This is a genomic window from Microbacterium sp. NPDC055988 (assembly GCF_042269505.1).
In the GTDB taxonomy this organism is placed as follows: Bacteria; Actinomycetota; Actinomycetes; order Actinomycetales; family Microbacteriaceae; genus Microbacterium.
On the sequence record NZ_JBHJXY010000001.1, the window covers coordinates 2,580,847 to 2,604,963 of the forward strand.

24 protein-coding genes are annotated in these 24,117 nt (G+C 69.0%); 15 read left to right on the top strand and 9 right to left on the bottom strand.

What is annotated here, in order from left to right; all coding sequences use genetic code 11:
* Positions 1 to 39 precede the first annotated feature (39 nt).
* Positions 40 to 1,266, top strand: coding sequence for a pyridoxal phosphate-dependent aminotransferase (locus tag ACFC14_RS12305; protein ID WP_136043422.1), 1,227 nt, complete (start codon positions 40 to 42; stop codon positions 1,264 to 1,266).
* Here ACFC14_RS12305 and ACFC14_RS12310 read toward each other — a convergent pair.
* Positions 1,190 to 2,437, bottom strand: a complete 1,248-nt coding sequence (locus ACFC14_RS12310) for a CpaE family protein (RefSeq protein ID WP_376104781.1) — start codon at positions 2,435 to 2,437, stop codon at positions 1,190 to 1,192. The two genes, ACFC14_RS12305 and ACFC14_RS12310, sit on opposite strands and share 77 nt — an antisense overlap.
* Complete coding sequence (locus tag ACFC14_RS12315) at positions 2,434 to 3,057, bottom strand: SAF domain-containing protein (protein WP_376104784.1); 624 nt, start codon at positions 3,055 to 3,057, stop codon at positions 2,434 to 2,436. Before ACFC14_RS12315 ends, ACFC14_RS12310 begins: the two co-directional genes overlap by 4 nt.
* Positions 3,058 to 3,155: 98 nt before the next feature.
* Between ACFC14_RS12315 and ACFC14_RS12320 the strand changes: the two genes are divergently transcribed.
* On the top strand, positions 3,156 to 3,434 hold the full coding sequence (locus tag ACFC14_RS12320) for a helix-turn-helix domain-containing protein (RefSeq protein ID WP_376104787.1): 279 nt from the start codon (positions 3,156 to 3,158) through the stop codon (positions 3,432 to 3,434).
* Here the strand turns inward: ACFC14_RS12320 and ACFC14_RS12325 are convergent.
* Positions 3,422 to 4,045, bottom strand: a complete 624-nt coding sequence (locus ACFC14_RS12325; RefSeq protein WP_376104790.1) for a hypothetical protein — start codon at positions 4,043 to 4,045, stop codon at positions 3,422 to 3,424. The genes ACFC14_RS12320 and ACFC14_RS12325 overlap by 13 nt on opposite strands.
* A 129-nt stretch (positions 4,046 to 4,174) precedes the next feature.
* Between ACFC14_RS12325 and ACFC14_RS12330 the strand changes: the two genes are divergently transcribed.
* On the top strand, positions 4,175 to 4,561 hold the full coding sequence (locus ACFC14_RS12330; RefSeq protein ID WP_136043417.1) for an Rv3235 family protein: 387 nt from the start codon (positions 4,175 to 4,177) through the stop codon (positions 4,559 to 4,561).
* Positions 4,562 to 4,585: 24 nt separating this feature from the next.
* Complete coding sequence (locus ACFC14_RS12335) at positions 4,586 to 6,070, top strand: sensor histidine kinase (protein WP_376104794.1); 1,485 nt, start codon at positions 4,586 to 4,588, stop codon at positions 6,068 to 6,070.
* 66 nt (positions 6,071 to 6,136) lie between these two features.
* On the opposite strand, the gene ACFC14_RS12340 is transcribed toward ACFC14_RS12335, so the two are convergent.
* Positions 6,137 to 6,385, bottom strand: coding sequence for a WhiB family transcriptional regulator (locus tag ACFC14_RS12340; RefSeq protein ID WP_017203224.1), 249 nt, complete (start codon positions 6,383 to 6,385; stop codon positions 6,137 to 6,139).
* A 228-nt stretch (positions 6,386 to 6,613) separates the two neighbouring features.
* Here ACFC14_RS12340 and ACFC14_RS12345 point away from each other — a divergent pair, with 228 nt between their 5' ends.
* On the top strand, positions 6,614 to 7,000 hold the full coding sequence (locus ACFC14_RS12345) for a hypothetical protein (RefSeq protein WP_136043415.1): 387 nt from the start codon (positions 6,614 to 6,616) through the stop codon (positions 6,998 to 7,000).
* A 34-nt stretch (positions 7,001 to 7,034) separates the two neighbouring features.
* Here the strand turns inward: ACFC14_RS12345 and bcp are convergent, their stop codons facing one another.
* The 3 genes from bcp to aroA are packed head-to-tail and all read right to left on the bottom strand — an operon-like array spanning position 7,035 to position 9,907.
* Entirely contained in the window at positions 7,035 to 7,508 is a 474-nt protein-coding gene (bcp, locus tag ACFC14_RS12350) for a thioredoxin-dependent thiol peroxidase (protein WP_376104800.1), read from the bottom strand.
* Between the two features lie 9 nt (positions 7,509 to 7,517).
* Entirely contained in the window at positions 7,518 to 8,588 is a 1,071-nt protein-coding gene (gene rsgA, locus ACFC14_RS12355) for a ribosome small subunit-dependent GTPase A (RefSeq protein WP_376107196.1), read from the bottom strand.
* A gap of 2 nt (positions 8,589 to 8,590) precedes the next feature.
* Positions 8,591 to 9,907: a 3-phosphoshikimate 1-carboxyvinyltransferase gene (gene aroA, locus ACFC14_RS12360; protein ID WP_376104803.1), complete on the bottom strand. Its 1,317-nt coding sequence runs from the start codon at positions 9,905 to 9,907 to the stop codon at positions 8,591 to 8,593.
* Between the two features lie 70 nt (positions 9,908 to 9,977).
* Between aroA and ACFC14_RS12365 the strand changes: the two genes are divergently transcribed.
* Genes ACFC14_RS12365 through ACFC14_RS12375 form a run of 3 tightly spaced genes read left to right on the top strand, consistent with a single transcriptional unit; the run spans position 9,978 to position 12,219 of the window.
* Positions 9,978 to 10,640, top strand: coding sequence for a sigma-70 family RNA polymerase sigma factor (locus ACFC14_RS12365; protein WP_136043411.1), 663 nt, complete (start codon positions 9,978 to 9,980; stop codon positions 10,638 to 10,640).
* A complete protein-coding gene (locus ACFC14_RS12370) occupies positions 10,637 to 10,882 on the top strand; it encodes a zf-HC2 domain-containing protein (RefSeq protein ID WP_136043410.1) in 246 nt (81 codons plus the stop codon). Before ACFC14_RS12365 ends, ACFC14_RS12370 begins: the two co-directional genes overlap by 4 nt.
* A 32-nt stretch (positions 10,883 to 10,914) precedes the next feature.
* Positions 10,915 to 12,219, top strand: coding sequence for a GNAT family N-acetyltransferase (locus ACFC14_RS12375; RefSeq protein ID WP_376104807.1), 1,305 nt, complete (start codon positions 10,915 to 10,917; stop codon positions 12,217 to 12,219).
* A gap of 55 nt (positions 12,220 to 12,274) precedes the next feature.
* Here the strand turns inward: ACFC14_RS12375 and ACFC14_RS12380 are convergent, their stop codons facing one another.
* Positions 12,275 to 15,949 (bottom strand): multifunctional oxoglutarate decarboxylase/oxoglutarate dehydrogenase thiamine pyrophosphate-binding subunit/dihydrolipoyllysine-residue succinyltransferase subunit, encoded by a 3,675-nt coding sequence (locus ACFC14_RS12380; protein WP_376104810.1) that lies wholly within the window; start codon positions 15,947 to 15,949, stop codon positions 12,275 to 12,277.
* 161 nt (positions 15,950 to 16,110) lie between these two features.
* Here ACFC14_RS12380 and ACFC14_RS12385 point away from each other — a divergent pair, with 161 nt between their 5' ends.
* The 3 genes from ACFC14_RS12385 to ACFC14_RS12395 all read left to right on the top strand — a co-directional run bounded on the left by ACFC14_RS12385 (position 16,111) and on the right by ACFC14_RS12395 (position 20,052).
* Positions 16,111 to 17,565, top strand: coding sequence for a GuaB1 family IMP dehydrogenase-related protein (locus ACFC14_RS12385; RefSeq protein WP_376104812.1), 1,455 nt, complete (start codon positions 16,111 to 16,113; stop codon positions 17,563 to 17,565).
* 112 nt (positions 17,566 to 17,677) lie between these two features.
* The gene (locus ACFC14_RS12390; protein ID WP_091033878.1) at positions 17,678 to 18,994 is read left to right on the top strand and encodes a hemolysin family protein; all 1,317 of its coding nucleotides are present in this window, start codon (positions 17,678 to 17,680) and stop codon (positions 18,992 to 18,994) included.
* Positions 18,991 to 20,052, top strand: a complete 1,062-nt coding sequence (locus ACFC14_RS12395; protein ID WP_376104815.1) for a hemolysin family protein — start codon at positions 18,991 to 18,993, stop codon at positions 20,050 to 20,052. Before ACFC14_RS12390 ends, ACFC14_RS12395 begins: the two co-directional genes overlap by 4 nt.
* Before the next feature lie 61 nt (positions 20,053 to 20,113).
* On the opposite strand, the gene ACFC14_RS12400 is transcribed toward ACFC14_RS12395, so the two are convergent.
* Positions 20,114 to 21,181 (bottom strand): NADH:flavin oxidoreductase/NADH oxidase, encoded by a 1,068-nt coding sequence (locus tag ACFC14_RS12400; RefSeq protein ID WP_376104817.1) that lies wholly within the window; start codon positions 21,179 to 21,181, stop codon positions 20,114 to 20,116.
* A 56-nt stretch (positions 21,182 to 21,237) separates the two neighbouring features.
* Between ACFC14_RS12400 and ACFC14_RS12405 the strand changes: the two genes are divergently transcribed.
* The 4 genes from ACFC14_RS12405 to ACFC14_RS12420 are packed head-to-tail and all read left to right on the top strand — an operon-like array spanning position 21,238 to position 24,115.
* Positions 21,238 to 22,077, top strand: coding sequence for an NAD(P)H-hydrate dehydratase (locus tag ACFC14_RS12405; RefSeq protein ID WP_376104820.1), 840 nt, complete (start codon positions 21,238 to 21,240; stop codon positions 22,075 to 22,077).
* Positions 22,074 to 23,312 carry a hypothetical protein gene (locus ACFC14_RS12410; protein ID WP_376104822.1) on the top strand — a complete coding sequence of 413 codons (1,239 nt, stop codon included), beginning with the start codon at positions 22,074 to 22,076 and terminating at the stop codon, positions 23,310 to 23,312. Before ACFC14_RS12405 ends, ACFC14_RS12410 begins: the two co-directional genes overlap by 4 nt.
* A gap of 4 nt (positions 23,313 to 23,316) precedes the next feature.
* The gene (locus tag ACFC14_RS12415) at positions 23,317 to 23,646 is read left to right on the top strand and encodes a thiamine-binding protein (RefSeq protein ID WP_136043402.1); all 330 of its coding nucleotides are present in this window, start codon (positions 23,317 to 23,319) and stop codon (positions 23,644 to 23,646) included.
* The gene (locus tag ACFC14_RS12420; RefSeq protein ID WP_376104825.1) at positions 23,639 to 24,115 is read left to right on the top strand and encodes a GNAT family N-acetyltransferase; all 477 of its coding nucleotides are present in this window, start codon (positions 23,639 to 23,641) and stop codon (positions 24,113 to 24,115) included. The genes ACFC14_RS12415 and ACFC14_RS12420 overlap by 8 nt, the downstream gene beginning before the upstream one ends.
* The last annotated feature ends 2 nt before the right edge of the window (positions 24,116 to 24,117 follow it).

Below are 24,117 nucleotides of genomic sequence, written 5' to 3' on the forward strand. Positions count from 1 at the left end.
CGTGGATTGGCCCTCCTCTCGTCGCTGTAGGCTTGGCCGATGACCCCAACGCGCAACTTCGACCAGTCGTCGAAGCTCAAGAACGTCCTATACGAGATCCGCGGAAACGCCCTCGTGGAGGCTGCGCGTCTGGAGGCCGAGGGGCACAAGATCCTCAAGCTGAACACCGGGAATCCCGCGATCTTCGGCTTCGACGCTCCCCACCAGATCGTCCATGACATGCTCGCGGCGCTCCCGTCCGCGCACGGTTACAGCGATAGCAAGGGCATCATCTCGGCCCGCCGTGCGGTCGTGAGCCGCTACGAGCAGATCGAGGGCTTCCCCCGCTTCGACCCGGATGACGTCTATCTCGGCAACGGCGTCTCCGAGCTCATCACCATGACCATGCAGGCGCTGCTCGACGAGGGCGACGAAGTGCTCATCCCGGCCCCGGACTATCCGCTGTGGACGGCGATGACCAGCCTCGCCGGCGGTACGCCCGTGCATTACCTGTGCGACGAGGATGACGAGTGGCAGCCCGACCTCGAGGACATCCGCTCGAAGATCACGCCGCGCACCAAGGCTCTCGTGATCATCAACCCGAACAACCCCACCGGCGTCGTGTACTCGCGCAAGATCCTCGAAGGGCTCGTGCAGATCGCTCGGGAACATGAGCTGCTGCTCCTGTCGGATGAGATCTACGATCGCATTCTGTTCGACGGTGCCGTCCACATCCCGACCGCGACGCTTGCTCCCGATCTGCTGTGCCTGACGTTCAACGGCTTGTCCAAGACCTACCGAGTCGCGGGCTATCGATCGGGGTGGATGGTCATCACGGGGCCGCAGGGCCACGCCAAGGGATTCCTCGAGGGGATCACGCTGCTGGCATCGACGCGACTGTGCCCGAACGTTCCCGCCCAGCACGCGGTGCAGGCGGCGCTCTCGGGTGTGCAGTCCATCGACGCGCTGATCGCCCCGACCGGTCGACTGCACGAGCAGCGCGACATCGCGTGGGAGGGGCTCGAGTCGATTCCGGGGGTCTCGTGCGTCAAACCGCAGGGGGCGCTGTACGCCTTCCCTCGGCTCGACCCCAACGTGCACGAGATCAGAGACGACGCGCGCCTGGTCTACGATCTGCTCGTCTCCGAGCACATCCTCCTGGTGCAGGGGACCGGTTTCAACTGGGCGACTCCGGACCACCTCCGGCTCGTCACGCTCCCCGAGCCCCGAGTACTGAGCGAAGCCGTCGAGCGACTCGGGAACTTCCTCGCAAGCTACCGTCAGTAGCGGGCTCCGCATCGGCGGGAGACAGCGCCGCCGCGAGCCCTCGGATACCCGACACGAGTGTCGAGCGCGGTGTGACATCCGTGATCGGACGGGCATGCAGCAATGCGGCATCGGCTGCACGCTGGTCGAATGGCAGGAACGTGACCTCCGTGATGCCGGCGAAGCGCTCGAGCGTGCGCCGCACCTGCCCGCGGGCGTCGATCCCGAGCGGCCCCGGCCGCACCTGGTTGATCACGACCGACACCGGCGTCGGGGCGGTGAGGCGCCGCACTTCCGCGTAGTCCCGGAGGAAGCGGCTGATCCCCAGTGGGTCCGCCGCTGCCACGGCGACGATCAGATCCGCTTCGCTCAGCGTCGCCGTCGTCGCGGCGTGACGGCGGGGCCCGGCGATGTCGAAGGTCACCTCGTCGTCCGCATCGAAGGCTGCAGCCACATCGACGACCGTTTCCTCCATCCATTCACGGCAGGCGCTCAACGCCATTCGAAGACGCGCCGAACCCAGCTCGGGCCATCGGCTCGGGCGGTTAATGCCGGCGAGCACTTCCACGGCCTCGCCGCTGCCGCTCTGCAAAGTGGTGGCGAGCCGCGTCAACTCCGTCGAGTCGAGGGCGCCGCGCTCGGCGCGACGGCAGGCAGCCGCGATGCCGGGGGCGTCGTCGCTGAGCCCCAGCCGCAGCGCGAGCGATGGAGCCACGGTGTCGGCATCGACGAGGGCGGCGCTGCGCCCGGACCGCGCGAGCTCCACGGCGAGCTCGACGGCGATCGTGGAGCGCCCCGGTGCCCCGTGTGGCCCCCACACGGCGATGATGCGGTGCGGATGGGGTGATCGTCGTACGGGCTCGGGGGAGATGTCGGCGCCCAGCGCCGCCGCGACCTCCCAGCCGGCTGCCTCGGGAGGCAGCGCGGCGGACAATCCGAGCCGTCCGAGCAGTCGGCTGTCGGCACCTCCGAGCGGGAGGATCCGGACCCCCGCTCGATCGCAGGTGGACACCAGCTCGGCCGACAGCACTGCGCGTGCAGCCGTGACGATGATTGCCTCGGCATCACGTGGAAGGTCGATCTCGCCGGTGGGCACGGGGAGGACGGCGAGGACCCGGATTCCTTCGAGCTCCAGCTCTGCGGCCAGTTCACTGGCGCGGGGCTCCGGGATCGCCACGACGACAGCTGTCACGAGCCGGCGCCGACCGGGAGGACGGAGAGCGATGCCCCTCCGGTGATGGCGGCGAGCACATCGGCCGCATCGCTCGTGTCGATCACGAGTTCGAGCCGGGCCGACACGGCGTCGGCAAGCATGCCGTCGGGCTCGATCACGTCGCGGACGGTCACATCGGTGACGAGGATTCGTGGAGCGTCGTAGGTGCGACCGTCGTCGAGCAGAGCCGCGGACCAGACGTCGACCACCGTCCCGGCCTGTACTTCTCCGGGGACCCCGGTGCTGCTCTCGATCACGATGGTGGTGCTGCGGGTCTGATCGGCATCCGCCAGCGCGGTTGCCGGCAGGATCTCACCCTCCGTGAGCGTGCGCGCGGCGATCTGACCGGGCTGCAGATCTTCGGGGCCGAGGTAGTCCTCGGCGGCCAGGCCCAGCCCCACCTCGATCACCTGGAAGTCGTCGGATGTCAGCGTCTCGCCCTGCACGATCGTGCGGTCGGCTCGGAGCACCGGCCGCGCATGGTCGGATGTGGTGATGATGAGCCAGACCGCGGTGATGGAGAGCGCCACCAGGGCGATACCGACGAGGAATCGGGTGTCGCCCCAGAACGCGCGCCGAGGGCGGGAATGGGTAGCCATGGCGATATCGTCACAGAAATCCCGGACCGGCACCGTCGGTTATCCACAGGACAGCAGAGCGCCGGATCCCCCGCGATGCCGTCATGGAGAATGGGGGGATGGCACCCCCGACCCGGCCCGCGTCGCGATTCCTCGCCCCTGCCCAGGTGGCTGAACTCCTGAGCATCGGTGTGGACGAGGTGATCGCCCTCCTCCACGAAGGAAGGCTCCGCGGCGCACAGCTCGGGTCGCCTCCGCGCTGGCGTGTGGAGGAGTCGTGTCTCGATGGATACCTGGCGGAGGAATCGGAGATCGCCCGCCGTATGGCGTTGTGGAGACAGTCGCAGGTCGCGAGCTTCCCCGAGGTCTGGGGCACCTCCTCCGCTCACCGCAGCTGATCTCCGGGTGTGCGTACGGCGACGAGCGTCGAGAACGGGATGATGCGGAAGCCGCGCACAGCTCCGGCGAGGCGCGCCTGCCCCGGATCGTGCAGCGCCAGATCGAGGTGATCCGCCGCCGCGCGATCGATCGTGCCGTGCACGTCGTCGCCGACGCGCACGCTGATGTGAACGGGAATCCGTCGTCGAGCGAGATCCCGTAGGACGAATCCGAGCGTCATCCGCTCGCGAAGCGGGTGCGCCTCGGTCGCAGAGTCATCGAGGCTCGCCAGGACCATGCCATGGTCAGTCGTGATCCCGGCGACGGCGTGCAGGGGGAGGATCAGCGCCGATGCTGTCGTGCCCGACGCGTGGGCGGCACCGCCGATATCGCGTGAGGCCACGGCGAGCCAGTCTGCTCCGAGTGCCTGGAGCGTGACAGGCAGCCGTCGTCCGTCCACCAGGTCGATCATCGCTTCGGTGCTGGCGCCGCACAACGTCCGGAGGCGGGCCCGCAGGTCCAGTTTCGCGATGCGTAGTCGCTCGGACTCGGCGTCGAGCACGGCGCGCTCCGCCTCCCAATCCGACGCGAGCTGGCCTTCGAGGTCTTCGAACAGACGGTCCCAGTGCACCCGACAGAGCGTAGGCGACGGCCAGGTGCCACGTACGAGTTATCCACATACTTCCCCGAAACGGCACCTTCGCCGGGCGCCGCGGTGCTGTACTGACGAACTTCAGACCTCCCCGACCGAGAGTTCGACATGATGCCCCACGAGTATTTCGCCGCCCAGCCCACACCGACAAGCGAGCTTCCCGACCCCGCGCCGCTTCTGCGCAGCCTCACCACCGGCGTCCTCGAGGCGCTCGCCGGGGTCAGGGAGGTCGAGCAGCTCGCCCGGTGGTTCAGTGAGGACGCCTATCGGAGTCTGGTCACCAGGGCCAATCTCTCGGCGAGGGCACGCAGTGCGCGGGGTGTCGCTCCGGCACGACCGACGTTCGCGATCAGATCGCTGCGAGTGGCCGAGCCGACCGACGGCGTGATCGAGGCCGTCGTCGTGGTGGCGGGACCGGGGCGCACGCGTGCGGTCGCAATCCGCCTCGACGGCATCGATCGGCGCTGGCGCGCGACGTCCTTGGCGGTTCTCTGAAGGATCTGACCGTAGGCTGGTCAGGTGTCAACCCTCAGCGACCTCGCCCATGCCCAGGGCCTCCTGACCGACAGCGACGTCGAGTGGCTGCACCGACTTGCCGGTGACGGTCAACTCCTCGCCGATCTCGCGTCAGCGGACATCGTCATCTGGATCCAGACGGAGGACGGTTCCTTCATCGCGGTCGCTCACGCGCGGCCGAGCGGCGCGGCGACGCTGTTCTACCGCGATATCGTCGGCGAGCGGGTGCGACCGCAGTGGCGAACGCAGGTCCAGGGAGCTTTCGAGTCAGCGGAGATCGTCGACTCGTCGTCCCCGGACTGGTTCGAAGAGACCCCCACCCGGGTTCGCGCCGTTCCGATCGTGAGCGAACGACGCAGCGCGGATGCGGGAGCCACGGTGATCGGTGTGGTGACCAGACACACCAACCTGGGCGAGTTGCGCACTCCGTCTCGCCAGCAGATCACGTTCGACGAGTGTGCGAACGACCTCTTCCGGATGATCGCGGACGGCAGCTTCCCCGATCTCACCGCTCCGACCTCACCGCGCCGTGGCGCTCCGCGCGCGTCGGACGGCCTCATCCGGATCGACGTCGACGGGATCAGCACGTTCGCCAGCCCGAACGCCCTGTCGGCGTTCAATCGCATGGGGTTCGATGACGAGCTCGAGGGCGAGTCCCTCGCCGAGGTCACCACCCGACTCGTCCCGCCCTCCAGACAGGTCGACGAATCCCTGCCTGTCGTGGTGACCGGTCGCGCTCCGTGGCGCACCGACATCGAGGCGCGCGGCGTGACGGTGTCGTTGCGTGCGATCCCGTTGAAGGACCATGGAACGCGGATCGGCGCGATCGTGCTCTGCCGCGACGTGTCGGAACTGCGCCATCAGGAGCAGGAGCTCATCACCAAGGACGCGACGATCCGCGAGATCCACCACCGCGTGAAGAACAACCTCCAGACGGTGGCGTCGCTTCTGCGTATCCAGGCGCGTCGGACGCACTCCGACGAAGCCCGCGATGCGCTCACGCAGGCCATGCGCCGCGTCGACGCGATCGCGGTCGTGCACGACACCCTGGCCCAGGGGCTCACGCAGAAGGTCGACTTCGATGAGGTCTTCCATCGCGTGCTCAAGCTGGTGGCCGAGGTCGCGTCTGCGCCGAACACGCGCGCTCGCACGCAGTCGACCGGTCGGTTCGGGGTGCTCCCGAGCGAGTATGCGACACCTCTCGCCCTCGCGCTCACCGAGGTCGTCACGAACGCCGTCGAGCACGGCCTCGCCGGCCAGGAGGGCATCGTCACCATCGATGCCGCCCGGACCGAGGAGAACCTCCGCGTGACCGTGCGCGACACCGGTCTGGGTCTCCCCGAGGGGCGGATCGGCCAGGGCCTCGGCACTCAGATCATCCGCACCCTCATCCAGGGGGAGCTGGGCGGCACCATCGAGTGGCATGGAAGCGATGGCGAGGGCACAGAGGTGGTCATCGACATCCCCTTGCGCTGGCTCGACCGCTGATCGGGCCGAAGCCGAGGCAGACGAAAGCGGCCTGAGAACCTGATCTCAGGCCGCTTTCGTGCAGGCTCAGGAGGCGCGGCGGGCGCGTGCGGCGCGACGCTTCAGAGCACGGCGCTCGTCTTCGGAGAGTCCGCCCCAGACGCCGGAGTCCTGACTGGTCTCCAGTGCGTACTGCAGGCAGATCTCCGTGACCGTGCAGGTGGCGCAGACGGTCTTCGCCTTCTCGATCTGATCGACGGCCGGGCCGGTGTTCCCCACGGGGAAGAACAGCTCGGGGTCTACAGTCAGGCAGGCGGCCTTATCGCGCCAGTCCATGGGGGCTCCTCGGTGTGGATTTCAAGAGATGTCGCGATGCGACCTCTCGGATTCGGGTAGCAGTTCGGGTTCGGCTACCCTGGTGATGTGCGGACGGATGCCCGCGATTTGTGATGCGAGCGTGATTGCTCGCCCCACGCCGCTGTGGGAGCACATGACTTTCTCTATTCTGTTACATGAAAACCCCGAAATCAAGGGTTTTCTCCGCTTCGATGCTTAGGAGATGCTGTGCGCGCACCGGGGATCGCACTCGCGGCAGCGGCGGTGCTCGCCGCCGAAGCAGCGGCGCTCATCGTGTTCGCAGTGATCGAATTGGTGGGCCTCGGCGCCGGCGACGCGGCCTCGCTGCCGACCGCTGTGGCGCTGATCGCGCTCACTCTGGTCGGCGCAGCTGCCCTCGTGGCCTTCTCCATCGGCACCCGTGTGGGCAAGTCGTGGGCGCGATCCGGGGGAGTGGTGTTCCAGGTGCTCGCGATCGCCCTCGCGCTGGCCTCCCTCACACTGCAGCCGGTCTCGTGGGCTTTCACCGTCGGGGTCGGACTCCCCGGGCTGGTGGGCTTCGTGCTGCTGATCTCTAGCGCACGACGCGAGGGCGAGCAGCGCGCGGCCGAGTGACCTCCGCGCGCCCGCTGCGCTCCGGGCCGACGGGTCAGGCGTCGATGCCGAGCTGCTTGCGCAGCCGTGCCACGTGACCTGTGGCCTTCACGTTGTACTGCGCGAGAGTGATCTTTCCGTCCTCGTCGAGGACGAAGGTGGAGCGGATGACACCCTCGACGAGCTTGCCGTAGTTCATCTTCTCGCCCCACGCGCCGTAGGCGGTGTGGGTCGCGTGGTCGGGGTCGCTCAGCAGCGGAAAGGTGAGACCGTCGCGTTCGCGGAACTCGGTGAGCGTGGCCGGCTCATCGCGCGAGATGCCGATGACCCGGTAGCCGGCGCCCTGGAGCGACGAGATGCTGTCGCGGAAGTCGCAAGCCTCGGTGGTGCAACCGGGGGTCATCGCGGCGGGGTAGAAGTACAGCACCGTCTTCTGGCCGCGCAGGTCGGCGAGGCGAACGGTCTTCCCATCCTGGTCGAGGAGGGAGAAGTCAGGGGCTGCGGTTCCGGATTCCAGGCGCTGAGTCACGCCTCCAGCCTAACGGCCGGGGGCCTGCTCCGCTTTGTCCGCGAACGTCTGGAGCAGTCGCTGCAGGGAGTCGAGTCGCGCCCGGCCGGTCTCGCCCAGCTCGCCGCGTTCTGCCGCTTCGATCAGAGCGCAGTCGGGGGCATCCGCGAGGTGTGTGCACCCGCGGGGACAGTCCTGAGCGATCCCGGCGAGTTCGGTGAACGCGGCCAGGATGTTGGCGGGGTCGACGTGACCGAGACCGAACGAGCGGACGCCGGGGGTGTCGATCACCCAACCGGTGCCCTTCGTTCCCTCGTAGCGCAGCGAGACGGTCGAGGAGGAGGTGTGGCGGCCGCGGCCGGTGACCTGGTTCACGTGTCCGGTGGCGCGCAGAGCCGTGGGCACGAGCGCGTTGACGAGCGTGGACTTGCCGACGCCCGAGTGTCCGACGAAGACCGTGGAGTGTCCGACGAGCGCTTCGCCGATCTCTTCGACGGGCATCTCGTCCTGCGCGCTGGTGAACACCCGCAGGTCGAGGCCGTCGAAGTGGGTGAGGAACTCCGTCGGATCGGCGATGTCGGTCTTCGTGACGACCAGCAGAGGGCGAATGCCCGCATCCAGCGCTGCGACGAGATATCGGTCGACCAGGCGGGCCCGCGGCTCGGGGTCGGCCGCGGCGACGACGACGAGCATCTGATCGGCGTTGGCGACGATGACGCGCTCGACCTGGTCGGTGTCGTCGGCACTGCGTCGCAGAAGCGAGGTGCGCTCGACGATGCCGACGATGCGGGCGAGCGTTCCCTCGTCACCTGAGGTGTCGCCGACCACGCGCGCCTGATCGCCCGTGACGATCGGCATGCGTCGCAGCTCCCGGGCCCTGGTGGTCGTGATCATGCGTTCCTCGGCCGTGTCCTCGCCGAGAAGCACCGAATACCGACCGCGGTCGACACCGAGAACCCTGCCCACCTGGGCATCCTCGTGCGCGGGACGGCGCTTGGTGCGCGGGCGGTTCGCCTTGGGGTTCGGTCGCGTCCGGATGCTGCTCTCGTCGAAGTCCTCGAAGTCGTCATCGAGGTCGTCGCTGTCGTCCAGCCAGCTCACCATCAACCTCGCAGCATCCGCTCCCAGAGCATCGTGAACTCCGGGAGGGTCTTCGCGGTGGTTCCGATGTCGTCGATCTCGACACCGGGCACGCGCAGGCCGATCAGCGCACCGGTCGTGGCCATCCGGTGGTCGTGGTGAGCAGCCCAGCTGCCACCGCGCAGCGGGCGGGGGATGATGCGGAGCCCGTCCGGAAGCTCCTCGGCCTCCCCGCCGAGTGCGCGGAGGTTGCCTATGAGCGCCGCGATCCGATCGGTCTCGTGGAGGCGGATGTGGCCGATGCCACGGATGGTCGTCGGGGAGTCGGCGAACGCGGCGAGGCCGACGAGAGTCGGAGTCAGCTCGCTCGCCGCCGAGAGATCGAGATCGAGACCGCGTATTCCGGAGCCGGCGCGCACCGTGAGGGTGCCGCCGTGACGCCCGACGTGCGCTCCGGCGGCCTGCAGAATGTCCGGGAGCAGCGCGCCCGGCTGTGTGGAGTGCGCCGGCCAGCCGGTGACCGAGACGGAACCGCCGGTCACGAGAGCTGCGGCGAGGAACGGAGCAGCGTTGGAGAGATCCGGTTCGATCGCGATCTCCTTCGCCCGTGGCACACCGGCTTCGACGAGCCACTCGCCCACCGCCGGACGCTCGATGCGGATACCGCGGCGACTCAGAGCCTCGATGGTCATATCGATGTGCGGAAGGCTCGGCAGGTGCTCGCCGACGTGGACGAGGTGGAGTCCGACGTCGAATCGGGGTGCGGCGAGCAGCAGCCCGGAGACGAACTGGCTCGAGGCCGATGCGTCGATCTCGACTCGACCGCCGCGGATGCGCCCGTGACCGCGAATGGTGAAAGGGAGCGCCCAGGTGCCCTCGTCGTCGATGTCGACTCCGAGGTCGCGCAGTGCGCTGATCAATCCGCCCATCGGTCGGTGGAGTGCGGTCTCATGCGCTGTGAGGTGCACATCGTGCTCGGCGAGGCCTGCCAGCGGGGCGATGAAGCGCATCACGGTGCCCGCCTGGCCGCAGTCGATGGTCGTACCGCCGCGGAGCTTCGCCGGGGTGACCACGAGGTCGGGGCCGAACTCGTGACCGGCATCCACCTCCTCGATACCCACCCCAAGCGCACGCAGCGCGTCGACCATCCGGGCGGAGTCGTCGGAGTGGAGAGGGGCGATCAGCCGGCCGGGGCCGTCGGCGATCGCGGCGATCATCAGCTCCCGATTCGTCAGCGATTTCGAGCCGGGGATCGTGAGCTCGGCATGCACGGGCACGTCGGTGGTGGGCGCAGGATAGGTGCCCTGCACCCGGGCGGGGGAATACCTGTTGGCGCTCATCGGTTCTCACCTTAGTGAACGCAGGGAGGATCGTCGTGAAAGACAGGCTCCCTGAAGCGAAGGAGAGAGAATGACGGCGACCTTGGAGCGCGAGGTGATCGACCTCAGCGGCCTAGACTGGCCGGTGATGGATGACACCGCAACCGCAGACATCGTCGGCGACCCTCGACGCGAGTTCGAAGAGCAGGCGATCCCTTTCATGGATCAGCTCTACGCCGCCGCGATGCGCATGACGCGCAACCCCGCTGACGCCGCCGACCTCGTGCAGGAGACGTTCGTGAAAGCGTACGGCTCCTGGTCGACGTTCTCGCAGGGGACCAACCTCAAGGCGTGGTTGTACCGCATCCTCACGAACACGTACATCAACATCTACCGCAAGCGTCAGCGCGAGCCGTTCCAGGGCACGATCGACGAGCTCGAGGACTGGCAGCTCGGTGGGGCGGAGTCCACCACGGCGTCGCACAGCCGCTCTGCCGAGGCGGAGGCCATCGACCGGATGCCGGCTTCGGTGGTCAAGGACGCGCTGCAGGCCGTGCCGGAGGACTTCCGGCTTGCGGTGTACCTCGCGGATGTCGAGGGCTTCGCGTACCAGGAGATCGCCGACATCATGAAGACCCCCATCGGCACCGTCATGAGCCGTCTGCATCGTGGCAGGCGGATGCTGCGGGAGCTGCTGGCAGATTACGCCGCCGAGCGGGGCATCGCCGCGGCTGAGACGAGGAGCAAGGAATGAGCGACTGCGGCTGCGACAAAGCGCGTCAGGATCTGGAGGAATACCTCCGCAACGAGGTGTGCAAGACCGAGCACACCGAGATCCGTGAGCATCTCGAGCACTGCCCGTCCTGCCGTGACGAGGCCCTCGTGGCGACGACCCTCACCGAGGTCATCGCCCGTGCCTGCAAGGAGACGGCTCCCGAACAGCTGCGCGACCAGGTGTTCGCCCGGCTGCGGGAAGTCCAGGCCGCCCAGCACTGACCTCCGTCCGAGGCCGTCGGTAGTGTGGATGGATGAGCTCCATCGATGCGCGGGACGTGCCCGCAGACACCACCTCGGTTGAACGGCTGGCGAACGCCGGACTCGAGTATCGCGTCGTCGATCTGACCGACGACGCGAGCGCCGCGGCCTTCCAGCGCGCGGTCGACCGCGGGTTCCTCGGCGCCGAACCGAGCACGGACATGCTCGCCCAGATCACGAAGACCTTCGCCGCACGACGCAACATCGGCGTGTTCGAGAAGGTGGCGCCGGAAGCCGCGTTGCCGGTCGCGACCACCAATGCCTGGGTGACTCCGCTCACGCTTCCCGGCGGCGGCGAGGTCAGCATGTGGGCGATCAGCGTCGTCACGGTCGCGGCGACGCACCGGCGCCGGGGCATCGCCAGAGCCCTTCTGGAGGGTGAGCTGCGAGCCGCAGCATCCGCCGGCGTCGCTGTCGCCGGGCTCACGGTGACGGAAGCGACGATCTACGGGCGCTACGGCTTCGGCTCTGCCGTCCCCGTCGCACGCCTGACCGTGGACACACGACGCGCGGGGTGGGGCGGCGCGACCCCGCCGGGTCGCCTGGAGTACATCGACCGCGAGACGCTGGCTGCCGACCTCGGGGCGGTCCACGAACGCGCGCGGCGACGGGCAGCCGGACAGATCCCCGGTTGGCGCGGCCGCTGGGAAGGTTATGCCGGTGTCGCACCGACCGCCGACCGCGACAAGGCCCGCGGCGTGCGGTATCTCGACGAGGACGGTGTGCTCCGAGGTGTCCTGGCCTACACGGTGTCCGAGGCGGGCGGCCCGCTGCGGTTCCGGATGGACGTCCGACTTCTCGCCGCCGAGACCGCCGACGCGCGCACCGCGCTGTGGCGTTTCGCCCTGCAGCACGACCTCGTCGCGGAGGTCGAGGCCGACCTCCGCCCACTGGACGACCCGCTGCCGTGGCTCGTCGCCGACGCCCGCGGCGTGAAGCAGGAGGTGCATGACCACGGGTGGCTGCGCATCCTCGATCTGCCCGCCGCACTCACCGCACGACGCTACTCGGCGCCGCTCGACACCGTGCTGCGCGTCGAGGACGCCCTCGGATTCGCGGACGGTGACTGGCGGCTGCGGGTCGACGAATCCGGCGTCGCGACGGTCGAGGTCGCAGCCGAGGGCAGCGAGGCCGACATCGTGCTCGATGTTTCGGCGCTGTCGTCGCTGTACGCCGGGGGAGTCCGCGCGGCGTCGCTGCACGGAGCAGGGCGTATCTCGGGTGACGCGGTGGCCGTGGAGGCTCTCGATCGGGCGTTGATCGCCTTCCCCGCGCCCTCCCTGGACATCTGGTACTGAAGCCGGACGAAAAGGGCGCCTCGACCGAAGTCGAGGCGCCCTTTTCGTCGATCGATCAGCCGAGTGTGACGGCCGCGCGGATCAGAGCGGCCTGTTCGGCGGCGTGCACCTTGGACGATCCTGTTGCGGGCGACGCGGAAGCCGAGCGTGCGACGGGGCGGAAGGACCGGTCACCGGGGACGTCGGCGAAGGCCAGCGCGAGGAACGGCCAGGCGCCCTGGTTCTCCGGCTCCTCCTGGACCCACACCAGCTCGGCGTTCGGGTAGGAGTCGGTGATCGCCTTGAGCTCGTCGATCGGCGTCGGGTAGAGCTGCTCGAGCCGGACCAGCGCGACCTCGGGGTTGGGGTTCTTCTCGAGTTCGGAGCGCAGGTCCCAGTGCACCTTGCCCGAGTGCACGAGCACGCGCTTCACGGCGGAGCGATCGAGACCGCGGTCGTCATCGATCACCGGCTCGAACCGACCCTGTGTGAAGGCCTCGACCGGGCTCGTCGCTCCGCGCAGACGCAGCATCGCCTTCGGGGTGAAAACGATGAGCGGCTTGCGAGGACGGGCGTAGGCCTGGCGGCGCAGCAGGTGGAAGTACGACGCCGGGGTCGAAGGACGGGAGACGATCATGTTCTCCTGTGCGCACAGCTGCAGGAAACGCTCGATGCGTGCCGACGAGTGGTCGGGTCCCTGGCCCTCGTAGCCGTGGGGGAGGAGCAGCGTCACGCTGGACTGCTGGCCCCACTTCTGCTCAGCCGCCGAGATGTACTCGTCGATGACGGACTGGGCGCCGTTGACGAAGTCGCCGAACTGCGCCTCCCAGAGCACGAGAGCTTCGGGAGCCTCGACCGAGTAGCCGTACTCGAAGCCGAGAGCGGCGTACTCGCTGAGCAGCGAGTCGTAGACGAAGAAGCGGCCCTGCGCGTCGGACAGGTTCGACAGCGGCAGCCATTCCTGGCCGTTCGCGCGATCGTGAAGGGTCGCGTGACGCTGCACGAAGGTGCCGCGGCGGGCATCCTGCCCCGCGAGACGCACCGGGGTGCCCTCGACAAGGAGCGAGCCGAATGCGAGCAGCTCGCCGAAGCCCCAGTCGATACCGCCGTTGCGGCTCATGTCGAGACGCTTGTCCAGCAGCTGCTGGATCTTCGGGTGCACCGTGAAGCCCTCGGGCTTGTTGACGAACGCGTCGCCGATGAGCTGGATGACCTCGCCCGGCACACCGGTGACCTCGGGTGCTCCGACCTGGTCCTCCACCGGAGGCAGGTCCGGCGCGATCGGTGTCGCCCCGGTCTCCGCGGCATGGGTCTCGGCGAATGCGATCTCGAGGCGGTTCTGGAAGTCGGCCTTGGCTTCGTCGTACTCCTGCTCCGTGATGTCGCCACGGCCGACGAGCGACTCGGTGTACAGGCGGCGGACCGACCGCTTCGCCTGGATCAGGTCGGTCATCAGCGGCTGCGTCATCGAAGGGTCATCGCCCTCGTTGTGACCGCGTCGGCGGTAGCAGACGAGGTCGATCACGACGTCGCGGTGGAAGCGCTCGCGGTACTCGAACGCGAGCTGCGCGACGTGGATGACGGCCTCGGGGTCATCGCCGTTCACGTGGAACACCGGCGCCTGGATGGTCTTCGCCACGTCGGTGGAGTACACCGAGGTGCGACCGTCGTTCGGTGTCGTCGTGAAGCCGACCTGGTTGTTCACCACGACGTGGATGGTGCCGCCGGTGCGGTAGCCGCGCAGCTGCGACATCTGCAGCGTCTCGACCACGACGCCCTGGCCCGCAAAGGCGGCGTCGCCGTGGACGAGGATCGGCAGCCAGGCGAACGTGCCGATCGGCTTGCGGTCCTGCTTCGCCCGGACGATGCCTTCCAGCACGCCGTCGACCGTCTCGAGGTGCGAGGGGTTGGCGGCGAGGTAGACGGGCAGCTCGGACTTGTCGTCGGCGACGAAGGTGCCCTCGGTGCCGAGGTGGTACTTCACATCGCCGGAGCCGCGCTGGTTGCCGGGGGTCTGGGTGCCCTCGAACTCACGGAACACCTGACCATAGGTCTTCCCTGCGATGTTCGTGAGCACGTTGAGGCGGCCGCGGTGGGCCATGCCGATCGCGGCACCCTCGAGGCCTGCGGTCGCGGCGCCCTGGAGGATCTCGTCGAGCAGGGGGATCAGCGATTCGCCGCCTTCGAGCGAGAAGCGCTTCTGGCCGACGAACTTGGTCTGCAGGAAGGTCTCGAACGCCTCAGCCTCGTTGAGCTTGCGGAGGACGCGCAGCTGCTCGTCGTGGCCGGGCTTCTGGTACTTGACCTCGACCTTCTCCTGGAACCAGCGGCGCTGCTCCGGGTCCTGGATGTGCATGTACTCGATGCCCAGCGTGCGGCAGTACGAGTCGCGGAGCACCCCGAGGATGTCACGGAGCTTGGCGATGCGCCGACCGCCGAAGCCGCCGGTGACGAACTCGCGGTCGAGGTCCCAGAACGTGAGCCCATGGCTCTCGATCTCGAGGTCGGGGTGCGAGCGCTGCTGGTACTCGAGAGGGTCGATGTCGGCCATCAGATGGCCGCGCACGCGGAAGGAGTTGATGAGCTCCTGCACACGGGACTGCTTGTCGACGCGCTCCGCGAGGTCGACCGCGATGTCGGGGTTCCACCGGATGGGGGCGTACGGGATGCGGAGTGCCGCGAAGATGTCGTCGTAGAAGCCGCGCTGGCCGATGAGCAGCTCGTGCACCTTCTTGAGGAACTCGCCCGAGCCTGCACCCTGGATGACGCGGTGGTCGTAGGTGCTGGTGAGGGTGATCGTCTTGCCGATCGCCAGCTCGTTGAGCGTCTTGTCGCTCGCGCCCTGGAACTCCGCGGGGTACTCGAGCGCGCCGGCGCCGATGATGCACCCCTGGCCCTTCATGAGTCGCGGCACCGAGTGCACGGTGCCGATGCCGCCCGGGTTGGTGAGCGAGACGGTGGTGCCCTGGAAATCTGCGGCAGTGAGCTTATTGCCGCGAGCACGGGTGACCAGGTCTTCGTACGCGCTGAGGTACTCGGTGAAGGACAGCGTGTCGGCGCGCTTGATGCTCGGAACCATGAGGGCGCGCGTGCCGTCGGGCTTGGGCAGGTCGATCGCGATGCCGAGGTTGACGTGCGCGGGCGCGACGACCGAGGGCTTGCCGTCGATCTCGGCGTAGAACACGTTCTGGCTGCGGAACTCGTCGAGCGTGCGGATGAGCGCCCACCCGATGAGGTGGGTGAAGCTGATCTTGCCGCCGCGGGTGCGCGCCATGTGGTTGTTGATGACGATGCGGTTGTCGATCATCAGCTTCGCGGGCACGGTGCGCACGCTGGTCGCGGTCGGGACGGTCAGCGACTCGTCCATGTTCGCGGCGAGGGTCTTCGGCAGGCCGCGGAGAGGCGTGACCTTGTCTTCCTCGACCGGCTCGGCGGCTTCCTTCGACTCGGGCTTGGGCGCGGGCTTCGGTGCCTGAGCCGGGATCGGCGCGGCGGCCGCCGGCTTCGCGGTCGTGCGGGCGACCGGCTGCGAGCCGATCACCGGGATCGGGGCCGTCACCGGATGTGCGGATGTGTCCGCAGCAGCGGGCGAGGACGAGGCCGTCTCCGAGTGGTACTTCTCGAGGATCGGCCACCACTCCTTGTCGACGGAGTCGCGGTTCACCTTGAACTGCTCGTAGAGCTCTTCGACGAGCCAGGAATTGGCTCCGAACCCCCCGTCGCCGTTGACGCCGGTCACCTGGTTCGACACTCTCGATCGCCCTCTTTCATCGCTGAAGCTCTCTGGTGCGGACGTCGTCGCAGGATGCGTTCGGGCCCGCACACTCTCGACCAACAAGCCTAACGTGTTTCGCTCGGGGAATCGTCGGAAGCCACGCGCCCACGGGGCTGCGATCTGGGTACCGTGGAGACATGGAGTTCTCTGGAGAGCAGCCGACCGTCGACCTGACCTACTCGGACGTCTTCCTGGTGCCGCGGCGATCCGGGGTCACCAGCCGTCTGCAGGTCGATCTGGCACCGCTGGACGGCACCCCGGCGACCCTTCCGATCGTCGCCGCGAACATGAACTCGGTGACCGGACCGCGCATCGCGGCGGTGCTCGCACGCCGAGGCGCGCTCGGCGTGCTTCCTCAAGACCTGCCGCTGCAGGATCTCGATTCCGCGATCCGTGACGTGAAGGACCAGCCGGTGCTCTGGGACACGCCGATCGTGCTCCCGCCGGAGGCTTCCGTCGCGGACGCGCTCCGCCTGCTTCCGGCCGCCGTGGGTCACGGCATCGTCGTCGCGCAGGGCGCCGCGCCGATCGAGGTCGGCCGGATCCTCGGGGTGCTCCCGGCGACCAGGCTCGCCACCGCGCTGCCGGATGCGCAGCTCGGGGATCTCGTGCATCGCGGGACGCCGTCGATCGACGCCGACGACATCGGCTCGGAGCGGCACGCCTTCGACGTCATCACGGACGCCGACGTCGAGATGGTGACGGTGGTCCACCACGGACATCTCGTGGGTACTCTGAGCGCGCGGAGCGCACTCCGCTCGACCCTGTACCGCCCGGCCGTCGATGCGCACGGGAGGCTGGCTGTGGCCGCGGCCGTCGGCATCAACGGCGACGTCGCGGCGAAGGCCAAGGCGCTCGCCGCAGCCGGAGTCGACGTGCTGGTCGTGGACACCGCGCACGGTCACCAGGAGGGGATGCTGCGGGCGCTGCGTGCCGTCGCCGAGCTCGACCTCGGGCTGCCGATCGTCGCCGGCAACATCGTCACCGCCGACGGCGTCGGCGACCTCGTCGACGCGGGCGCCACGATCCTCAAGGTGGGGGTGGGGCCGGGGGCGATGTGCACGACGCGCATGATGACCGCGGTCGGCCGCCCGCAGTTCTCCGCCGTGCTCGAGACCGCTCAGGCCGCTAGGGAACTCGGTGCCCATGTGTGGGCGGACGGCGGCGTGCGCTACCCCCGCGATGTCGCACTCGCGCTCGCGGCCGGCGCCGCGTCCGTCATGGTCGGATCCTGGTTCGCCGGCACGATCGAGGCACCGGGGGAGCTGCAGCGCGACGGCGACGGACGTCTGTTCAAGGAATCCTGGGGCATGGCGTCGACCAAGGCGGTGCAGGCGCGCTTCGGCCGACTCGACGCCTACGAGCGGGCTCGCAAGGAGCTCTTCGCTGAGGGCATCTCCTCTTCCAAGATCTACCTCGACCCGCTGCGACCCGGTGTGGAAGACCTGCTGGACATGATCACCTCGGGCGTGCGCTCGTCGTTCACGTACGCCGGTGCCTCGTCGGTGCCGGAGTTCCACGATCGCGCGCTGGTCGGACTCCAGTCGGCGGCCGGTTACGAAGAGGGGAAGGCCCTGCCCGTCAGCTGGTGAGCGCGAGCGCGGGCACAGTCGTCTTCTGTACAATCGTCCGCATAATGGACGACCCTCCCAGTTGCAGAACATCGCCCCACTGTCCGCCTCTCTCGCAGGAGAGGAACCGCTGATGGACTACATCATGTTGGGCGTGGGGCTCCTTCTCACGGTCGGCACCGGCCTCTTCGTCGCAAGCGAGTTCGCACTGGTCAACCTCGACCGCGCCGAACTCGAGGCGCGACAGGCTCGAGGTGAATCCCGGCTCTCGCTCACGATCGGCGCCCTCCGGCATACGTCGACGCATCTCTCCGCCGCCCAGCTCGGCATCACGCTGACGACGCTGCTCACCGGTTACACGATGGAGCCGGCGCTGTCGAACCTGCTTCGTCCGACGCTCGTCGCCTGGAGCATCCCGGAGGCGGCGGTCGCACCCATCGCGACGATCGTGGCCATGCTCGTCGCCACCGTGCTCTCGATGATCCTCGGCGAACTCGTCCCCAAGAACTTCGCGCTCGCCCTGCCACTGGCCACGGCGAAGCTCGTCATCCCCTTCCAGGTCGCCTTCACCACCGTCTTCAAACCGGCGGTGGTCGTGCTCAACGGCAGCGCCAACGGCGTGCTGCGGAGCATGGGGATCGAGCCGAAGGAGGAGCTCTCCGGCGCCCGCAGTGCGGAGGAGCTGTCCTCGCTCGTCCGACGCTCCGCCAGTGCGGGTCTGCTCGAGGCCGACACCGCGACGCTGCTCGACCGCACCCTGATGTTCTCCCGACTGACCGCCGCCGATGTGATGACGGCGCGGCCGAGCATGCACGCGATCGCCGCGGGCGACTCGGTGGACGACGTCATCCAGCTCGCGCGCCGCACCGGACACAGCCGCTTCCCCGTGTACGACGACGACCTCGACGACATCACGGGCGTCGTGCACCTCAAGGCGGCCATCTCCGTGCCTCGTGACCGTCGGACCGAGGTCCCCGTCGGTGCTCTGGCGACCGAGCCGTTGCGTGTGCCCGAGACCGTGCACGTCGACGCCCTGATCTCCGAGCTCCGCGCCCGCGGGTACCAGCTCGCCGTCGTCGTCGACGAGTACGGCGGGACGGCCGGGCTCGTCACGCTCGAAGACCTCGTCGAGGAGCTGGTCGGCGAGGTCGCCGACGAGCACGACCGCACGAGGGCGGGAGTCATCCGCAACCGGGAGGGCGTGACCTTCCCCGGCGAGCTGCGGCCCGATGAGCTGCGCCGTCGCGCGGGCGTCGAGGTGCCGGAGGGCGATGTGTACGACACGGTCGGCGGCTACGTCATGAGCGTGCTCGAGCGTGTGCCCTCGGTCGGTGACGAGGTGCCGCTGGACAGCGGCATCCTCCAGGTCGTCCGGATGGACGGCCGGCGCGTCGACCGCGTCCGCTACGTGCCGAGTCCGCTCGACGGGGGAGAGGAGGCCACCCGATGAACGATTGGGGAGGACTCGCCTGGCTCGTCGTGCTCCTGGTCGCGAACGCCTTCTTCGTCGGAGGGGAGTTCGCGGTCATCTCGGCTCGACGGTCGCAGATCGAGCCCCGTGCGGACCAGGGCTCTCGTGCGGCGAAGACGGCACTGTACGCGATGGAGCACGCGACGCTGATGCTCGCGACCTCGCAGCTCGGGATCACGATCTGCTCGCTGCTGATCCTGAACGTCTCCGAACCCGCGATCCACCACCTGCTCGCCGTGCCGCTGCATGCGCTCGGCTGGCCGGACGGCGCAGTGGACGCTGTCTCGTTCGCGATCGCGCTGCTGATCGTCTCGTTCCTGCACGTCGTGTTCGGCGAGATGGTGCCCAAGAACCTCGCTTTCTCTGTGCCGGATCGTGCCGTGCTGATCCTGGCTCCGCCGCTCGTGTGGGTGTCGAAGGTGTTCATGCCGGTGATCTGGGTGCTCAACGCGGCAGCCAACGGTGTGCTGCGCCTCTTCCGGGTGGAGCCGAAGAACGAGGCCGCCTCCACGTTCACGCTCGACGAGGTCGCGACCATCGTGAGCCAGTCGCGACGTGAGGGCGTGCTGATGGACACCGCAGGAACCGTGGCCGCCGCCGTCGAGTTCACCGACAAGAAGGCGCGCGACGTCGCCGTGCCTCTCGGTGATCTGGTGACTCTGCCGCAGTCGACCACGCCGGACGACATCGAGAAGGCCGTCGCCCGCTACGGGTTCTCCCGCTACGTGATCGTGGACGACGAGGCCGTGCCGATCGGGTACGTCCACCTGAAGGACATCCTGCGGGCGTCCGAAGGGCCGGACGCGGAGACGAAGATGATCCAGCCGGTCCCGGCAAAGCGCATCCACCACATGGTGCCGGTTCAGGAGGACACTGATCTGGAGGACGCCCTCGCGGTCATGCGCCGCGCGGGTCGCCACCTGGCGAAGGTGCGCGACGCGCAGGGCAACACGACCGCCGTGCTGTTCCTGGAGGACATCCTGGAGGAGCTGGTCGGCGAGGTGCAGGACGCGACGCGTCGCTTCCGCGGACGCTGATCCCAATGACGCGAAGGCCGCCGACCCGGGAGGATCGGCGGCCTTCGTGGCGTGCGCGCGGTCAGCGCCAGTGCGCGCGCTCGTACTGCGGCGGCCAGGCGACCTCCGCACCGAGTTCGTGGGCGGCCCGGAGGGCGAAGTGCGGGTCACGCAACCACTCCCGTCCCGCGAAGATCACGTCCGCCGCGCCGTCGGCGAGTACCTGCTCGGCCTGGGCCGACGCGGTGATGAGCCCGACCGCGGACACCGGGATGCGGCCGCGCTGGCGCACCGTCTCGGCGAGAGGCACCTGGTAGCCGGGGAACACGTCGATGCGCTGATGCGCCACGAGACCGCCGCTGGAGACGTCGATCAGGTCGGCCCCGTGCTGTTCCGCCCAGTCGCCGACGATCGTCGCCTCCTCCGGGGTGAAACCGCCGTCCGCATGGTCGGTGGCCGAGATGCGCACGAGCAGCGGCACCTCGGCGCCCGCGGCGGCGCGAACGGCGTCCACCACGCGCAGCAGCAGCCGGGCACGGTTCTCGAGCGAGCCCCCGTACTCGTCGTCGCGCAGGTTCGACAGCGGCGACAGGAACTGGTGCAGAAGGTACCCGTGCGCTCCGTGGATCTCGATGACGTCGAAGCCGGCGTCGAGCGCGCGGCGCGTGGCGGATGCGAAGGCATCGACCACGCGGTCGATGCCCGCCAGGTCCAGAGCCACCGGTTCCTCGAAGCGGTCGAACGCCACCGCCGAGGGCGCCGTGGTGGTCCAGCCGCCGTCCTCGTGCGGGACGGAGCCGCGCAGGGGAGCCCAGGGCCACCAGGTCGATGCCTTGCGTCCCGCGTGCGCGAGCTGGATGCCGGCGTGCGCTCCGCGGTCGTGGATCGCCTGGACGATCGGCGCGAGTGCGTCGCGCTGCTCGTCGTTCCAGAGACCGAGATCACGTGGCGAGATCCGGCCCTCCGGGACGACCGCGGTGGCCTCGGCGACGATCAGCCCGGCGCCGCCCGAGGCGAACTGGGCGAGGTGGGCATGGTGCCACTCCTGAGCGACGCCGTCGACGGCGCTGTACATGCACATGGGTGAGACCCAGAGGCGATTGCGGAAGGTGACGGATCGGATGCTCAGCGGGGAGAAAAGAAGACTCACCGTTCGACGCTACCTCCGCGGGCGTGCACCGCGGGCCGTCGCACTAACGTGGAGTCATGGTCGAGGTGCGGGAGTGGTCACGCAGCGATACCGCACGGCTTTTCCGTGCGCCGACGGCGGACGACGACAAGTACGCCCGAGGGGTCGTGGCGCTGCGCACCGGATCTCCCGCCTACCCGGGCGCCGCGGTGCTCGGAGTCGAGGCGGCGTGGCGGTCCGGGGCGGGGTTCGTGCGCTACGTGGGCGCGGATCGGGTGGCGGATGCCGTCCTGGCTCGGCGACCCGAGACCGTCGTCGGAGCGGACACCGGTGGTTCGCGCATCGGAGCCTGGGTGATCGGCTCCGGCACGGATCCGACGCATCGCACCGAAGCGGAAACCGTCGCGCTCCGCGAGATCCTCGCCGGCGCGGTTCCCGTGGTCATCGACGCCGGCGCGTTGGACCTCGCGCCGGGTGCGCGGGCGCCGTTCCTCGTCACCCCGCACGCGCGCGAGTTCGCACGTCTGCAGGAGCGTCTTCGCGTGCAGACTCAGGACGAAGACCACGATCGGGCGGATGCGGCACGACAGCTGGCCGCGAAGATCGGCGGCACCGTGCTGCTCAAGGGCGCGCGGACGCTGGTCGCCGACCCGGGCGGAGCCGTCATCGCCGTGGAAGCGGGAACGGGGTGGCTGGCGACAGCGGGTACCGGAGACGTGCTCGCCGGCGTTCTCGGAGCGGTGATGGCTGCGAATCCCGGAGCCGCGCTCGCCGAGGTCGCAGCCGCGGGCGCCTGGCTGCATGGTCATGCCGCGCGGATCGCCGCCGGGGCGCTCGCCGACGGCCCGGGTCACCCGATCGTCGCGATGGATGTGGCCGAGGCGCTTCCGCGCGCGATCCAGGACGTCCTGGGGTGAGCCGCGACTCGACGACGAGACTGCTCGTCCTGTGGTGCGCGTTCCTCCTCGTGCACCTGCTCACCGCTCTGCTGGGCTGGGTGTATCCGAGCCAGCCCATGGGTGATGTCGTGCTCGTGTACGAGCCATGGGCGTCGGCGGCTCTCGGGGGCGGGCCGATCGTCGGCATCAGCGAGACCTGGGTCTATCCGCAGCTCGCCCTGCTGCCGATGCTGCTGGCGGCCGGACTCGCTGCACCGCTGGTGCCCGTGCTCGGTGTCTCGAGCGCCTACCTCGTCGGCTGGGCGGTGCTGGTGATCGTGCTCGATGCGATCGCGTTCGGCGTGCTCGTCGGTCGCTCGCCCTCGCACGCACGGCGGGTCGCTGCCTGGTTCTGGTGCGGTGCCGTCCTGCTGCTCGGGCCGATCGCGCTGTATCGGATCGACGCGATCACCGTGCCCCTCGCCGTGATGGGCGGGCTCTGGCTCGTCACGCGACCGATGGTCGCCGCCGCGCTGCTCACCGCCGGCGCCTGGATCAAGATCTGGCCCGGCGCACTCGTGCTGGCCGCCGTCGTGTCCGTCCGCGCGCGGCTGCGGGTGCTGCTCGGGGCGGTGGTCGTCACGGGCGGCGTGCTTGCGCTGCTGCTCCTGCTCGGCGCCGACACGGAGATCCTCGGTTTCCTGACGGAGCAGACCGGTCGCGGCCTGCAGATCGAGGCGGCGGCGGCGACGCCGTTCCTCTGGCTCGCCGTCGCGGGGGCTGCGCGCATCGAGTACAGCTTCGAGATCCTCACGTTCCAGGTGACGGCGCCGGGGGTGGATGCCGTCGCCGCGGCGCTCACCCCGCTGATGGTGGTCTGCGTGGGGGTGGTCACCGCGATCGGCGCGGTGAAGGCGATGCGCAGTGCCGCATTCCCTCGGCTCTTCCCGCCACTCGCGCTCACCCTCGTGGCGCTGCTCATCGTCACCAACAAGGTCGGTTCTCCCCAGTTCCAGACCTGGCTGATCGCGCCGGTGATCTTGTGGATCGTCCTCGACCGGGCCAGAGCGCGCACGCCCGCGGTCATCGTTCTCGCGCTCTGTTTGCTCACCTGCCTGGTCTATCCGCTCGGCTACGACGCCCTGCTGCGCGCTGAAGCGCTCGCCGTGGCGGTGCTCACCGTGCGGAATGTCCTCCTCATCGTCCTGCTCGTCCTCGGCCTCCGCGCGCTCCTGCGCGTACCCGCCGCCCGTCATCCGAAACCCCGGGAGTGAAACCATGCTGATCGCCTTCTCCGTCGCCCCGAGCGGCACGCCCGCCGAAGGAGCCGAGCGAACCGACGCTTCCGTGCACGACGCGGTGGCCGCGGCCGTCCGCGTGGTGCGCGAGTCCGGCCTGCCGCATCGCACGACGAGCATGTTCACCGAGATCGAAGGTCCCGACTGGGACTCGGTGATGGACGTCGTCAAGCGCGCCACCGAGGCGGTCATGCCGTTCGGCTCACGGGTGTCGTTGGTGCTCAAGGCCGACATCCGCCCCGGATACTCGGGCGAGCTCGATGCGAAGATCGAGCGCCTCGAGGCGGCGATCGAGGAGTCGGATGACTGATCGCCGCGCTCTCGCGGTGGTCCATACGCGTCCGGCCCTCGCGGGCGACGTCGAGTGGATCGCAGAACTGCGGGCGGTGGTGCTCCGGGCGGACCTGACGCGGCTCAGTCGCTACGACGACGCGCGTGTGCGGCAGCGGTTCCGAGACGCGTTCGAGCCGACCCAGACCCGGATCATCGTCGTGGACGACCAGGAGGTCGGCTCCGTCGCGCTCCGCGACGAAGGCGGGTCGCGCTGGCTGGAGCACTTCTACATCGCTCCCTCGCATCAGGGGGCCGGCGTCGGCGGACGCATCCTGACGATGCTCCTGGACGATGAGGTGACCCATCGGCTCAACGTGCTCCAGGGCAGTCCTGCCCAGGCGCTCTATGAGCGGCACGGCTTCGTCGTCGAGAGGCAGGACGAGGTCGACGTCTTCCTGCTGCGTGAGCGGAGGAGCGAGCGCGACACCCTGTCGGACGGCCGCTAAGC